Source organism: Pseudomonas sp. EggHat1 (assembly GCF_014892995.1).
In the GTDB taxonomy this organism is placed as follows: Bacteria; Pseudomonadota; Gammaproteobacteria; order Pseudomonadales; family Pseudomonadaceae; genus Aquipseudomonas; species Aquipseudomonas chaetocerotis.
Genome location: NZ_JACKQK010000016.1, coordinates 93,921 through 107,405 on the forward strand (window position 1 = coordinate 93,921; position 13,485 = coordinate 107,405).

The window sequence follows — 13,485 nt, forward strand, 5'->3', positions numbered from 1 at the left end:
TCGAAAGGCAGTACCTGATGGAACCGGACGAGCTCAGGCACGGAGAGGTTTCGGCAGTAGTCGCCAGCAGTTGAGCACGGTGCGCGGACAGTGAGTTCGCCTTGTCGCTCCATGGCAGTCGATCCCTTAGCCGCAGGCTCAGCCGGCGGGATAACAAGAACAATCAAGGGGAACCCGCAATGATGCGACATCCACGAGTCTGGATGGGCCTCCTGCTGTGGCTGGCATTAGGCTCGGCGCACGCGCAGTGGACGGTCAATATGGCGCCCGGTGTAACCGACGTCAGCCGCTCCGTGTTCGATCTGCACATGACCATTTTCTGGATCTGCGTTGTGATCGGTGTGATCGTGTTCGGCGCCATGTTCTGGTCAATGATCATGCACCGCCGCTCCACGGGCCAGAAACCTGCGCATTTCCACGAAAGCACCACCGTCGAGATTCTCTGGACCGTGGTGCCGTTGGCCATTCTGGTGGTGATGGCGATTCCGGCGACCAAGACGCTGATCGAGATTTACGACACCTCCGAGTCCGAGCTGGACATCCAGGTCACTGGCTACCAGTGGAAGTGGCACTACAAGTACCTGGGTCAGGACGTCGAGTTCTTCAGTAACCTGACCACACCGCGCTCGCAGATCGACAACCGCGAAGCCAAGGGCGAACACTACCTGCTGGAAGTCGACGAGCCGTTGGTGGTGCCGGTGGGCACCAAGGTGCGCTTCCTGATCACCGCCGCCGACGTCATCCATTCCTGGTGGGTGCCGGCACTGGCGGTGAAGAAGGACGCCATTCCCGGTTTCATCAATGAATCCTGGACGCGCATCGAAGAGCCCGGCATCTACCGTGGCCAGTGCACCGAGCTGTGCGGCAAGGATCACGGTTTCATGCCGGTGGTGGTCGAGGCCAAGTCCAAGGAAGACTTCGACGCCTGGCTGGCCGAACGCAAGCAGGCCGCTGCCGCAGAGCGTGAGCTGACCAGCAAGGAGTGGACCATGGAAGAGCTGATGGCACGCGGCGAGAAGGCATATAACACCGCCTGTGCGGCCTGCCACCAGCCTACCGGTGAAGGTTTGCCACCGATGTTCCCGGCGCTCAAGGGCTCGGCCATCGCCAAGGGGGCAGCCGAGGGCCATATCGACATCGTCTACAACGGCAAGCCGGGCACCTCCATGGCCGCCTTCGGCAAGCAGCTGTCGCCGGTCGACCTGGCCGCCATCATCACCTACGAGCGCAATGCCTGGGGCAACAATGTCGGTGACATGGTCACGCCCAAGGACATTCTCGATTTCTCCAAGGCGCAGGAGTAAGGACATGAGTGCAGTGATCGACCACGGTCATACTGACCACCACCATGGCCCGGCCAAGGGCCTGATGCGCTGGGTACTGACCACCAACCACAAGGACATCGGCACGATGTACCTGTGGTTCAGCTTCTGCATGTTCCTGCTGGGCGGCTCGATGGCCATGGTCATCCGCGCCGAATTGTTCCAGCCTGGCTTGCAGATCGTGCAGCCGGAATTCTTCAACCAGATGACCACCATGCACGGCCTGATCATGGTCTTCGGCGCGGTGATGCCGGCCTTCGTCGGCCTGGCCAACTGGATGATCCCGCTGATGATCGGCGCGCCGGACATGGCCCTGCCGCGGATGAACAACTTCAGCTTCTGGCTGTTGCCGGCGGCCTTCGGTCTGCTGGTCTCGACGCTGTTCATGGAAGGTGGCGGGCCGAACTTCGGCTGGACCTTTTACGCGCCGCTGTCGACCACCTACGGGCCGGAGAGCACGACCTTCTTCATCTTCGCCGTGCACCTGATGGGCATCAGCTCGATCATGGGGGCGATCAACGTGGTCGCCACCATCCTCAATCTGCGCGCCCCCGGCATGACCCTGATGAAGATGCCGCTGTTCGTCTGGACCTGGCTGATCACCGCCTTCCTGCTGATCGCGGTGATGCCGGTACTGGCTGGCTGCGTGACCATGATGCTGATGGATATCCACTTCGGCACCAGCTTCTTCAACGCCGCTGGCGGTGGTGATCCGGTCTTGTTCCAGCACGTGTTCTGGTTCTTCGGCCACCCCGAGGTGTACATCATGATCCTGCCCGCTTTTGGCGCGGTCAGCTCGATCATTCCGGCCTTCGCGCGCAAGCCGCTGTTCGGCTACACCTCGATGGTCTACGCCACCGCCTCGATCGCCTTCCTCTCGTTCATCGTATGGGCGCACCACATGTTCACTGTCGGCATTCCGCTGACCGGTGAGCTGTTCTTCATGTACGCCACCATGCTGATTGCCGTACCCACCGGGGTGAAGGTGTTCAATTGGGCCAGCACCATGTGGCAGGGCTCGATGACCTTCGAGGCGCCGATGCTGTTCTCGGTGGCCTTCGTCATCCTGTTCACCATCGGCGGTTTTTCCGGGCTTATGCTGGCCATCGCCCCGGCGGACTTCCAGTATCACGACACTTACTTCGTGGTGGCGCACTTCCACTACGTGCTGGTGCCCGGTGCGATCTTCGGCATCTTCGCCTCGGCCTACTACTGGCTGCCCAAGTGGACCGGCCATATGTATGACGAAACCCTGGGCAAGCTGCATTTCTGGATGAGTTTCATCGGCATGAACCTGGCGTTCTTCCCGATGCACTTCGTTGGCCTGGCCGGCATGCCACGGCGTATTCCCGACTACAACATGATGTTCGCCAACTTCAACATGGTCTCCAGCATCGGCGCCTTCATGTTCGGCGCCACTCAGCTGTTGTTCCTGTTCATCGTCATCAAGTGCATCCGCGGCGGCAAGCCGGCCCCGGCCAAACCCTGGGATGGTGCCGAAGGCCTGGAGTGGACGGTGCCGTCACCGGCGCCCTATCACACCTTCAGCACACCACCGGAAGTGAAATAGGAGGTCTGCCGTGAGCGAGGTCATCGCGACTCGTCGCCTGGTTACCCGTCTGCTGCTCGTGGTGGTGGTGATGTTCTGCTTCGGCATCTTCGTCCTGCCGCCGTTCTACGACGCCATGTGCCGGGTATTCGGCATCAACGGCAAGACGGCCGGGGCCTACCAGGGTGAGCAGATGGTGGACGAGCAGCGTCAGGTGCGCGTGCAGTTTCTCGCCACCAACGCCGCCGGCATGGTCTGGGAGTTCGGCCCGCAGGCTGACGAAATACTGGTTCACCCGGGTGAGTCGCGCGACATGCTGTTCGTCGCCTACAACCCCAGTGACCAGCCGATGAGCGCACAGGCGATTCCCAGCGTATCGCCTTCGAAGGCGGCAGCCTTCTTTCACAAGACCGAGTGTTTCTGCTTTACCCAGCAGGTGCTGCAACCGGGCGAGCGCATCGAAATGCCGGTGCGTTTCATCGTCGACAGGGATCTACCCAAGGACGTGAAGCACCTGACCCTGGGCTACACCCTGTTCGATATCACCGCGCGCAAACCGCCAGTGGCACAGGCTCCATAAGGAGAACAACAATGTCGAGTCACGAAAGTCACGAGAACTATTACGTACCGGCGCAGAGTAAGTGGCCTATCGTCGCCACCATCGGCCTGCTGGTCAGCTTCTACGGTGTCGGCACCTGGTTCAACGATCTGTCGGCGGGCCGCGAGGGTTCCAACGGGCCGCTGATCTTCTTCGTCGGCGGGCTGATTCTGGCCTGGATGCTGTTCGGCTGGTTCGGTAACGTCATCAAGGAAAGTCGCAGCGGTCTGTACAGCGCGCAGATGGACCGCTCCTTCCGCTGGGGGATGAGCTGGTTCATCTTCTCCGAGGTGATGTTCTTCGCCGCCTTCTTCGGCGCCCTGTTCTATATCCGTACCTGGGCCGGACCCTGGCTTGGCGGCGAGGGTGACAAGGGCGTGGCCAACATGCTCTGGGAAGGTTTCGAATACAGCTGGCCGCTGCTGCAGAATCCCGACTCCAAGCTGTTCCCGCCGCCAACCGGGGTGATCGACCCCTGGCACCTGCCGCTGGTCAACACCATCTTGCTGGTGTCATCCAGCTTCACCATTACCCTGGCTCACCACGCGTTGAAGAAGAACCACCGTGGCCCGCTCAAGGCCTGGCTGGCCGCGACCATCGTCCTCGCCCTGGCGTTCCTGTTCTTTCAGGTCGAGGAATACATCGAGGCCTATACCGAGCTGGGGCTGACCCTGGGCTCAGGCATCTATGGCGCCACCTTCTTCATGCTCACCGGCTTCCACGGCGCGCACGTGACCTTGGGCACCATCATCCTGATCGTGATGCTGGTGCGCATCACGCGCGGGCATTTCGACGCCGATCAGCACTTCGGCTTCGAGGCGGCCGCCTGGTATTGGCACTTCGTCGATGTGGTCTGGCTGGGCTTGTTCGTCTTCGTCTACGTACTGTAGCGGGGGCTACCACGTAACGTGGGACACCAGTTGCCCTGAGTAGAAGCCCCAGGCGACCAGAGCAACGGTAATGGCGGTAAGGCCGACACGGACAGTCAGCGCGCCGACCACGCGGGAACCATGGCCTTCGTCCTTGACCAGGAAGAACAGGCCGCTGAACAGGCTGGCGATGGTTGCCAGCAGCATGAGGACGATCGCGGCCTTGAGCATGTGAGACTCCGGGGGATTCGAGTGATGCATTGCAGTATAGCCAGCAACCCCGATCGTAACGGCAGGGCGCAATGAGCGCCTTCCGTCCCGGTTGGTTGCCCAGCGTGCTGGTTGCCCTGCTGCTGCCGGGATTGCTGTGGCTGGGCTTCTGGCAGCTGCAGCGTGGCGATGAAAAGCGCCTGCTGCTGGCCAGTTTCGAGGCGCGGCGCCAGGCCGAACCGATCAGCCTCGAGCAACTCGAGCCCATGCCGGACCCCGCCTACCGCCGCGTTCAGCTGCGTGGACACTTCGATACCGAGCACAGCCTGCTGCTAGACAGCCGCATTCGTGATGGTCATGCCGGAGTCGAGCTGCTGCAGCCTTTTTACGATCAGTCCAGCGGACTCTGGGTGTTGCTCAATCGTGGCTGGCTACCCTGGCCGGACCGGCGCACGCCGCCGCACTTCGACAGCCTCGATGGCGTGCTGCAACTCACTGCCTGGGTCTACGTGGCGCCCTCTGGCGGTCTGAATTTGCGATCCGACACGGCATCCGAAGGCTGGCCGCGACTGATCACGCAGGTCGAGGCCGACAGCCTCTGGCGCCAGCTGGGCCGTGGTGGCCTGCCTTTCGAGGTGCGCCTGGAGTCCGGGCCTGCCAGTTATCGCGTCGACTGGCCAATCGTGGCCATGAGCCCCAGCAAGCATCTGGGCTATGCGGTGCAGTGGTTCTCCCTGGCTGCCGCGCTGCTTGGCCTGTTCATTTATCTCGGAATTCACAATGCACGGGAGCATCGTCATGAACCCAGCCATCGCCATGCCTGAGGCACCGCGCAAGGGGCGTGGTCGCCTGCAGTTGTTGTTGATCCTGGCCATTGCCATCGGCCCGATGTTCCTGGCCAGCGCCATGTACCAGTGGCGCTTCTGGGTACCGGAGACGCGCAGCTACCACGGCGTACTGATCGGCGATGGCCGCACCCTTGCCGATCTTGGCGTGCAGGGTGAGGTGGAGCCACTGTGGCAGATTCTGGTGACAGCACCGGGCGCATGTGAGGCCGACTGTCAGCAGCTGGTTTACCTGGCGCGGCAGATCCAGATCGGTCTCAATCGCGAGACTGCCCGCGCCAGTCACGGTCTGGCGCTGGCCGAACCATTGCCGGCCGAGTACGACGCCACGCTCAAGCGTGAGTACCCGCAGCTTGGACGCTATCGGCTGGATCTGCAGGCCTACGACAAGGCCGCCGAGTCGGTACCGGGTGCACAGCTGTGGCTGGTCGATCCACACGGCAATCTGGTGCTGCGCTATCCGGCCGGCAGCAAGGGCAAGGCCATTCTCGATGATCTGCGTTACCTGCTGAAAATTTCCCTGATCGGTTGATGCCGCGCTCTGTCCGTATCGACAGAGCGCCAAGCCCAGTGCCCAAGGAGTTGACATGCACAAGCCTGGTTACCGTCTAGCGCTGTTCGCGACCCTCCTGACCGTGGTGGTGGTGCTGCTAGGTGCTTACACCCGACTGACCCATGCCGGTTTGGGTTGTCCGGATTGGCCGGGTTGCTACGGCTTTCTCGGCGTGCCGATGAGCGAGCACAAGCAGGCCATCGCCGAGGCGCGATTTCCCGAGGCCCCGGTAGAGGTCGCCAAGGGCTGGTACGAGATGATCCATCGTTACTTTGCCGGTGCACTGGGGCTGGTGATTCTCGTCATTGCAGCCCAGGCCGTGCGCCGTCGCGCGGAGCCAACCCAGCCGCTCAGGTTGCCGTTGGCGATTCTGGCGCTGGTGATCCTGCAGGGCGCCTTCGGCATGTGGACAGTCACCCTGCAGCTGTGGCCGCAGGTGGTCACCGCTCATCTGCTCGGCGGTTTCGCCACGCTCAGTCTGCTGACCTTGCTCACGTTGCGCCTGTCTGGACGCTTCGCCCCGCTGCAGCTGCCTGGGCCCCTGCGGACATTGGCGGCGGCTTGCCTGCTGCTGGTGATCGGGCAGATCACCCTCGGCGGCTGGGTCAGCTCTAATTACGCTGCGGTTGCCTGCGTCGACCTGCCCACCTGTCACGGTGAGTGGTGGCCGGCGATGGATTTCGGCAAGGGCTTTCACCTGACCCAGCACATCGGCCCCAACTACCTGGGCGGACAGCTCGACAGTGATGCGCGCACCGCCATTCACATGAGTCACCGCATCGGGGCGCTACTGGTGACGCTGGCGCTGTTGGTACTGGCCTGGCGACTGCATGCAGCCAGACTGTCGCGCTTGTCTGGTCTGCTACTGCTGGCGTTGGCCGTACAGGTCGGCTTGGGCATCAGCAACGTGATCTTCCATTTGCCGCTGCTGGTGGCGGTAGCGCACAACGCAGGTGGCGCGGCCCTGCTGCTGGTGATGGTGCTGATCAACTATCGCCTGAGGGCTGTTTCTGCGGCTACTCGCGAAGCATCCGCTCTCGCGGGTGCACGCGTGTCTCTTGCGTCCAACGGTCTGCTTCAGGCCGGCAAATAACGATTCAGGGAGAAGTGCCATGGCGACAATGCTGCGAGCTCACGCCGAACATGCTACCTGGCGAGATTATCTGGAGCTGACCAAGCCACGGGTGGTGATGCTGATGCTGATCACCTCGCTGGTCGGCATGTTCCTCGCCACCCGTGCCGGTGTGCCCTGGACGGTGCTGCTGTTCGGCAACCTTGGCATCGGCCTGTGTGCCGGCGCGGCGGCTGCGGTCAACCACGTGGTGGATCGACGTATCGACTCGATCATGGCGCGCACGCACAAACGTCCGGTCACTGCCGGGCGGGTCTCGCCGGTTGCGGCGCTGACTTTCGCGCTGCTGTTGGCCATCGCCGGCATGAGCCTGCTGATGGTGTTCACCAACGAGCTGGCCGCCTGGCTGACCCTTGCCTCATTGCTCGGTTATGCGGTGATCTACACCGGCTTTCTCAAGCGCGCTACGCCGCAGAACATCGTCATCGGCGGCCTGGCTGGCGCGGCACCACCGCTACTGGGCTGGGTCGCCGTCACCGGCCACCTGAGCGCCGAGCCACTGTTGCTGGTGCTGATCATCTTCGCCTGGACGCCGCCGCATTTCTGGGCCCTGGCCATTCATCGCAAGGCCGAATACGCCAAGGCGGACATCCCCATGCTGCCTGTCACCCACGGCGAGCACTACACCAAGGTGCATATCCTGCTCTACACCCTGGTGATGTTCGCGGTGACCTTGCTGCCCTACGCCATTCATATGAGCGGGCCACTTTATCTGGTCTGCGCCCTGCTGCTGGGCGGCCGCTTCCTGCACTGGGCCTGGGTGCTGTACCGTGACAGCAAACCGCACGCGGCGATCAACACCTTCAAGTACAGTATCTGGTACCTGTTCTTGCTGTTCATCGCTTTGCTGGCGGATCACTACTTGTTGCTGAATATCTAAGGTTTTTCATGACGCGCACTCAGACCACTGTTTTCGTCCTCGTTGCCATCGTTGCTCTGGTGCTGGGCCTGACCGTCAACAAGGTGCTCAACAGCAAGAGCCAGGGTGACCCGGCGGCGTTGCTCGATGCCGGTATCGTGCTTCTACCGCAGAACCGCAGCCTGCCAGCGCTGAGCCTGATCGATCAGGACGGCAAGGAGGTCGCGGTGGATCAGCTCAAGGGTGAATGGAGCCTGCTGTTCTTTGGCTACACCTTCTGCCCGGACATCTGCCCGGCCACCCTCGCTCAGCTGCGCCAGTTGCAGACTCAACTGCCCGAAGAAACCCGTGCACGGCTGAACGTGGTGATGGTCAGCGTGGACCCCCATCGCGATACGCCGGAGCAACTGAGCAAGTACCTGGGCTTCTTCAATGCGGGCTTCAAAGGCCTGACAGGCGAAGAGGAAACCCTGCAGAAATTCGCCAACTCGGTGAGCATTCCCTACATCCCGGCTGACACCAGCAAGGAAAACTACACCGTCGATCACAGCGGCAACCTGGTGATCATCGGCCCGGACGGCACCCAGCGTGGCTTCATCCGCGCGCCGATCAATAACGCCAAGCTGGCGGCACAACTGCCGGGGCTGGTTTCGGGTAGCTGATCCGCCGGGTGCGCTGCGCACCACTATCACCAGCATTTCCCGGATTTCATCCGGGCTACGGCCCCGGTCTCGTAGGGTGCGCCACGCGCACCGGCTGGCGGTCAAAGACATTGGTGCGCACGGCGCACCCTACGGGGCGTGGCCGCGTAACCCACCAGGCAATGGATGGCGTTGCGCCGACGGTGGGTTACGCTGCCGCGGGCACAGAGTGTGATTCAGCAATGTGTCACAGGCGGCTAACCCACCCTACGAAACGCGTCGATCCCACTACAGCGCGAATGGCAAGGGCAGGTTGATCTGCTGGCGCTGCGCCAGGCGCCGTTGGAATTCGGCCGGATCATGAATCAGTACTTCCTGCCCGGCGAACGATTCGGCGGCGATCAGGCGTGACAGCCAGAAACGCACGCAGGCCACACGAAGCATGGCCGGCCACAGCTGCGCCTCGGCAGCGGTGAAGGGGCGCAGCGCCGCATAAGCACCCAGCAGCGCACGGGCGCGAGCGCCGTCGAGGTTGCCGTCTTCGTGTGAGCACCAGTCGTTCAGGGTGATGGCCAGGTCGTAGAGCATCGGCCCGGAGCAGGCGTTGTAGAAGTCGATCACCCCGGCCAGATGGTTGCCGTCGAATAGCACGTTGTCGCGGAACAGATCGGCGTGCAGGTTTGCCCGCGGCAAAGCCAGGATGCGCGGCTTCAGCTCGGCGATCTCGGCCAGCGCATCACGTAGCAGTGGCAATGCCTGCTCATCGAGCTTCAACGCCTGGCTCGGGCCTTCGGCGAGCATCCAGTCCAGGCCGCGGTCGCTGCGACGTTCCACCGGCTGTTCGCGAGTCGCCAGGTGGATGCGGGCCAGCAGGCTACCCACTTCCTGGCAGTGATGCGCGTTGGCCTCGCGCACATGCTTGCCGGACAGCCGTGGCTGCAGCAGTGCCGGTTTCTCTGCCAGGCTGCGCAGTGCCTCACCATCCTGTGTACGCAGGGCGTAGGGCACCGGCAGGCCGGCATCGTGCAGCACATCGAGTAATTCGATGAAGAACGGCAGGTCGGCCACTGGCCCGCGTTCGACCAGGGTCAGAACGTACTCACCCTGCTCAAGGCTGACGAAGAAGTTGCTGTTTTCGCTGCCCGCAGCAATGCCCTGGAAATCACGCAACCGACCAAGCCCGTAGGGCGCCAGGAAGACTTCGAGCTCATGACGCTCCAGGGGGGTGAATACCGACATATCAGACCTTAATCGCTTACCAGCTAAAGATTTCCCACGATGGGATCAGCATGTCCGGATCGTCCGAACGTATGAAGTTGCCGTCGCTGCCATCGGCGCGAACGAGAAAGTAGGGTTTACCGTTCTTCGGGATGACCTTGATGGCATAGAGGAAACCATTGACCCGGTATTCCTGAATGGTGCGGTCGCCGTCCTGGCGGATGGTCACGTCCGGATCACCCGAGACCGGATCCTCGGCATACGCGGCAAGCGGAAGACAGGCCAGCAGGCCGACCAGTAAAAGGCGTTTGGCTGTACCCATGATAACCTTGCTCCTCGTATTCAATGATGCAGCCATTCTAACAGGCCGCTGAAAAACTACCTGCGTTGCCATTGCTGCGTTAAAGACAGGCTGGAGCGCCAGCCCGGTCGGAATGCTCATTTACAACTCGTAAAGTCGAGCGCGACTCCGACCGGTCCTCGCCTGTTTTTGCGGGGCCGCCATCGGTATTGCACTGGCTGCCTCGCCTACGTTTTTCAATTACCTGTAATACTGCACCCACCGAAAAGGTTGATCCCGCGCATGAGCCAAGCTCCCCTCGTTCTGGTCGACGGTTCCTCTTACCTGTACCGCGCCTTCCATGCCCTGCCACCGCTGACCACTTCCAAGGGCATGCCCACCGGAGCGGTAAAAGGCGTGCTGAACATGCTCAAGAGCCTGCGCAAGCAGTACCCGAACAGCCCCTTTGCCGTGGTCTTCGACGCCAAGGGCGGCACCTTCCGCGACGAGCTGTTCGCCGAGTACAAGGCCAATCGCCCCTCCATGCCGGACGAGTTGCGCGTCCAGGTCGAGCCGTTGCATGCCAGCGTGCGCGCCCTGGGTCTGCCGCTGCTCTGCGTCGAAGGCGTGGAAGCTGACGACGTGATCGGCACCCTGGCGCGTCAGGCGGCCGGGGAAAAGCGCGACGTGGTGATCTCCACCGGCGACAAGGACATGGCGCAGCTGGTCTGCCCGCACGTTACGCTGGTCAATACCATGACCGGAAGCGTCTACGATGCCGATGGCGTAAAGGAGAAATTCGGTGTCGGCCCTGAGCTGATCATCGACTACCTGGCGCTGATGGGCGACAAGGTCGACAACATTCCGGGTGTGCCCGGCGTCGGTGAGAAGACCGCTCTCGGCCTGCTGGTGGGCATCGGCGGTGGTCTCGACGTGCTCTACGCCAACCTCGACAGGGTCCCCGAGCTGCCGATCCGCGGTGCCAAGGGCTTGCCGGCCAAGCTCGAAGAGCACCGCGAGATGGCCTACCTGTCCTATCAGCTGGCAACCATCAAGACCGACGTGCCGCTGAACATCGAGATTGACTCGCTGCATCCGGGCGAGCCGGACCAGGCCGCGCTGGTGCAACTCTACGGTGAACTGGAATTCAAGAACTGGCTGGACGACCTGCTCCGTCAGAACAAGTCGCTGGCCGCCAAGGCTGCTGCGCCGGCTGGCGATCTGTTCGCCGAACCCGCTGGAGAAACCGCCGAAGCAGCCGCTGAACCAACGCCGCCGAGCGATGGTGATTACCAACTGGTGCTGGAGCAGGCGCAGTTCGATGCCTGGCTGCAGAAGCTGGAGCAGGCCGAGCTGATCGCCTTCGACAGCGAGACCACCAGCATCGACGCCCAGCAGGCGCAACTGGTCGGCCTGTCCTTCGCGGTCAAGGCCGGCGAAGCGGCCTATATCCCGCTGGCGCACAGCTACATGGGCGTGCCGCAGCAGCTCGATCGCGATGCGGTGCTCAAGGCGCTCAAGCCGATTCTCGAAGACCCGGCCAAAGCCAAGGTCGGCCAGCACGCCAAGTACGATATCAACGTCCTGGCCAATGCCAGCACACCGATTGCCGTGCAGGGCGTGGCCTTCGACACCATGCTCGAATCCTACGTGCTGGACTCCACCGCCACCCGCCATGACATGGACAGCCTGGCGCTGAAATACCTGAACCACAGCACCATTCGCTTCGAGGACATCGCCGGCAAGGGCGCCAAGCAACTGACCTTCGATCAGATCGCCCTGGAGCAGGCCGGCCCTTACGCCGCTGAGGATGCCGATGTCACCCTGCGCCTGCACCAGGAGTTGTGGGGCCGGCTGCAGTCCGTACCATCGCTGGCCAAGGTGCTGCGCGAGATCGAAATCCCGCTGGTGCCGGTGCTGGCGCGCATCGAGCGCAACGGCGCGCTGGTCGACGCCAAACTGCTCGGTGAGCAGAGCGTCGAGCTGGGCGAAAAGCTGGTGGAGCTGGAGCGCAAGGCATTCGAGATCGCTGGCGAGGAGTTCAACCTCGCATCGCCCAAGCAGCTGGGCGTTATCCTCTACGAGAAACTCGGTTATCCGGTGATCAGCAAGACCGCCAAGGGCCAGCCTTCCACTGCCGAAGCGGTTCTCGCCGAACTGGCCGAGCAGGACTTCGAACTGCCCAAGGTGCTGATGCAGTACCGCTCCCTGAGCAAGCTCAAGAGCACCTATACCGACAAGCTACCGGAGCAGATCAACCCGCGTACCGGGCGCATCCACACCAGCTATCACCAGGCAGTGGCCGCCACTGGCCGTCTGTCGTCGAGCGACCCGAACCTGCAGAACATCCCGATCCGCACCGCCGAAGGACGACGTATCCGTCAGGCCTTCGTCGCGCCCAAGGGCTACAAGCTGATGGCGGCGGACTACTCGCAGATCGAGCTGCGCATCATGGCCCACCTGGCCAAGGATGAAGGGCTGCTGGACGCCTTCCGCCATGACCTGGACGTGCACAAGGCCACGGCTGCCGAGGTGTTCGGCGTGGCGCTGGAAGAGGTGAGCAGCGACCAGCGACGCAAGGCCAAGGCCATCAACTTCGGCCTGATCTACGGCATGAGTGCCTTCGGCCTGGCCAAGCAGATCGACGTCGAACGCAAGGAGGCGCAGGCCTACATCGACCGTTACTTCGCTCGCTATCCGGGCGTGCTGACCTACATGGAGCGCACCCGCGCGCAGGCTGCCGAGCAGGGCTACGTGGAGACGGTCTACGGCCGTCGCCTCTACCTGCCCGAGATCCATGCGCAGAATCAGGCCATGCGCAAGGGCGCCGAGCGCGCGGCGATCAACGCGCCCATGCAGGGCACTGCGGCGGACATCATCAAGCGCGCCATGATCGCCGTGGACGGCTGGCTGCAGGACAGCGGTATCGATGCGCGCATCATCCTGCAGGTGCACGACGAGCTGGTACTGGAGGTGCGCGAGGAGCTGATCGATGAGGTCAGCGCCAAACTCAAGAGCCTGATGAGTGGTGCTGCCGAGTTGGACGTGCCGCTGCTGGTGGAGGTAGGTGTCGGCGTCAACTGGGACGAGGCACACTAATCCCCGTCGCCGCGGCGCAATGCCGCGGCCGCTCTAGCTTTGGGGTTTCAGGGAATCAAAAGGCGCTTTTTTATTGCAAATGGTTTTTAAAAAGGCGATGAACTTTCCGCAAACCCACCCGGTCAGAGTTCATGAATGGCCGCAAAGCCCTTCAATGCTCCTTTGTTGTGTTAAGTGTTGGCAGACATCTGAACCCCGCCCTAGCGGTTCAGACCTTGAACCCCGAACTTCTCCCTCCCCATACGAAGCTCGGGGTTTTTTTTGCCCATAAAAAGGTCGCTTGCGACGATCTGATGACCCTCTCCCTCCG

Annotated in this window: 13 protein-coding genes; 10 read left to right on the top strand and 3 right to left on the bottom strand. The window is 62.3% G+C overall.

All coding sequences use genetic code 11. The annotated features are described in order from the left end of the window. Positions 1-179: 179 nt before the first annotated feature. The 4 genes from coxB to INS93_RS21250 are packed head-to-tail and all read left to right on the top strand — an operon-like array spanning position 180 to position 4,359. Positions 180-1,304 (top strand): cytochrome c oxidase subunit II, encoded by a 1,125-nt coding sequence (gene coxB, locus INS93_RS21235; RefSeq protein WP_192985431.1) that lies wholly within the window; start codon positions 180-182, stop codon positions 1,302-1,304. A gap of 4 nt (positions 1,305-1,308) precedes the next feature. After that, positions 1,309-2,892, top strand: a complete 1,584-nt coding sequence (gene ctaD, locus INS93_RS21240) for a cytochrome c oxidase subunit I (protein WP_160018558.1) — start codon at positions 1,309-1,311, stop codon at positions 2,890-2,892. Positions 2,893-2,902: 10 nt separating this feature from the next. Beyond that, a complete protein-coding gene (locus INS93_RS21245) occupies positions 2,903-3,451 on the top strand; it encodes a cytochrome c oxidase assembly protein (protein ID WP_160018557.1) in 549 nt (182 codons plus the stop codon). An 11-nt stretch (positions 3,452-3,462) separates the two neighbouring features. Further along, positions 3,463-4,359, top strand: a complete 897-nt coding sequence (locus INS93_RS21250; RefSeq protein WP_021487545.1) for a cytochrome c oxidase subunit 3 — start codon at positions 3,463-3,465, stop codon at positions 4,357-4,359. 6 nt (positions 4,360-4,365) lie between these two features. On the opposite strand, the gene INS93_RS21255 is transcribed toward INS93_RS21250, so the two are convergent. Next, positions 4,366-4,569 (bottom strand): twin transmembrane helix small protein, encoded by a 204-nt coding sequence (locus INS93_RS21255; RefSeq protein ID WP_021487546.1) that lies wholly within the window; start codon positions 4,567-4,569, stop codon positions 4,366-4,368. A 71-nt stretch (positions 4,570-4,640) separates the two neighbouring features. On the opposite strand from INS93_RS21255, the gene INS93_RS21260 reads away from it, so the two are divergent. Genes INS93_RS21260 through INS93_RS21280 form a run of 5 tightly spaced genes read left to right on the top strand, consistent with a single transcriptional unit; the run spans position 4,641 to position 8,599 of the window. After that, complete coding sequence (locus INS93_RS21260) at positions 4,641-5,372, top strand: SURF1 family protein (RefSeq protein WP_192985432.1); 732 nt, start codon at positions 4,641-4,643, stop codon at positions 5,370-5,372. Further along, complete coding sequence (locus INS93_RS21265) at positions 5,347-5,925, top strand: hypothetical protein (protein ID WP_192985433.1); 579 nt, start codon at positions 5,347-5,349, stop codon at positions 5,923-5,925. The genes INS93_RS21260 and INS93_RS21265 overlap by 26 nt, the downstream gene beginning before the upstream one ends. A gap of 55 nt (positions 5,926-5,980) precedes the next feature. Continuing rightward, positions 5,981-7,039, top strand: coding sequence for a COX15/CtaA family protein (locus INS93_RS21270; RefSeq protein WP_160018553.1), 1,059 nt, complete (start codon positions 5,981-5,983; stop codon positions 7,037-7,039). Positions 7,040-7,067: 28 nt separating this feature from the next. After that, entirely contained in the window at positions 7,068-7,958 is an 891-nt protein-coding gene (gene cyoE / locus INS93_RS21275) for a heme o synthase (RefSeq protein WP_372241834.1), read from the top strand. Positions 7,959-7,966: 8 nt separating this feature from the next. Beyond that, positions 7,967-8,599 carry an SCO family protein gene (locus INS93_RS21280; RefSeq protein WP_192985434.1) on the top strand — a complete coding sequence of 211 codons (633 nt, stop codon included), beginning with the start codon at positions 7,967-7,969 and terminating at the stop codon, positions 8,597-8,599. Positions 8,600-8,866: 267 nt separating this feature from the next. Here the strand turns inward: INS93_RS21280 and INS93_RS21285 are convergent, their stop codons facing one another. Both INS93_RS21285 and INS93_RS21290 read right to left on the bottom strand, forming a co-directional pair. Beyond that, positions 8,867-9,817, bottom strand: coding sequence for a homoserine kinase (locus tag INS93_RS21285; protein WP_192985435.1), 951 nt, complete (start codon positions 9,815-9,817; stop codon positions 8,867-8,869). Positions 9,818-9,833: 16 nt separating this feature from the next. Then, a complete protein-coding gene (locus INS93_RS21290; protein ID WP_192985465.1) occupies positions 9,834-10,118 on the bottom strand; it encodes a DUF2782 domain-containing protein in 285 nt (94 codons plus the stop codon). A gap of 261 nt (positions 10,119-10,379) precedes the next feature. Here INS93_RS21290 and polA point away from each other — a divergent pair, with 261 nt between their 5' ends. Continuing rightward, a complete protein-coding gene (gene polA, locus INS93_RS21295) occupies positions 10,380-13,175 on the top strand; it encodes a DNA polymerase I (RefSeq protein ID WP_192985436.1) in 2,796 nt (931 codons plus the stop codon). Positions 13,176-13,485: the final 310 nt, after the last annotated feature.

Coding starts and splice junctions, on each gene's coding strand:
- INS93_RS21250 (WP_021487545.1), top strand. CDS start 3,463: ATGTCGAGTCACGAAAGTCACGAGAACTATTACGTACCGGCGCAGAGT.
- INS93_RS21260 (WP_192985432.1), top strand. CDS start 4,641: ATGAGCGCCTTCCGTCCCGGTTGGTTGCCCAGCGTGCTGGTTGCCCTG.
- INS93_RS21285 (WP_192985435.1), bottom strand. CDS start 9,817: ATGTCGGTATTCACCCCCCTGGAGCGTCATGAGCTCGAAGTCTTCCTG.
- ctaD (WP_160018558.1), top strand. CDS start 1,309: ATGAGTGCAGTGATCGACCACGGTCATACTGACCACCACCATGGCCCG.
- INS93_RS21270 (WP_160018553.1), top strand. CDS start 5,981: ATGCACAAGCCTGGTTACCGTCTAGCGCTGTTCGCGACCCTCCTGACC.
- INS93_RS21290 (WP_192985465.1), bottom strand. CDS start 10,118: ATGGGTACAGCCAAACGCCTTTTACTGGTCGGCCTGCTGGCCTGTCTT.
- INS93_RS21265 (WP_192985433.1), top strand. CDS start 5,347: ATGAACCCAGCCATCGCCATGCCTGAGGCACCGCGCAAGGGGCGTGGT.
- INS93_RS21280 (WP_192985434.1), top strand. CDS start 7,967: ATGACGCGCACTCAGACCACTGTTTTCGTCCTCGTTGCCATCGTTGCT.
- cyoE (WP_372241834.1), top strand. CDS start 7,068: ATGCTGCGAGCTCACGCCGAACATGCTACCTGGCGAGATTATCTGGAG.
- polA (WP_192985436.1), top strand. CDS start 10,380: ATGAGCCAAGCTCCCCTCGTTCTGGTCGACGGTTCCTCTTACCTGTAC.
- INS93_RS21255 (WP_021487546.1), bottom strand. CDS start 4,569: ATGCTCAAGGCCGCGATCGTCCTCATGCTGCTGGCAACCATCGCCAGC.
- coxB (WP_192985431.1), top strand. CDS start 180: ATGATGCGACATCCACGAGTCTGGATGGGCCTCCTGCTGTGGCTGGCA.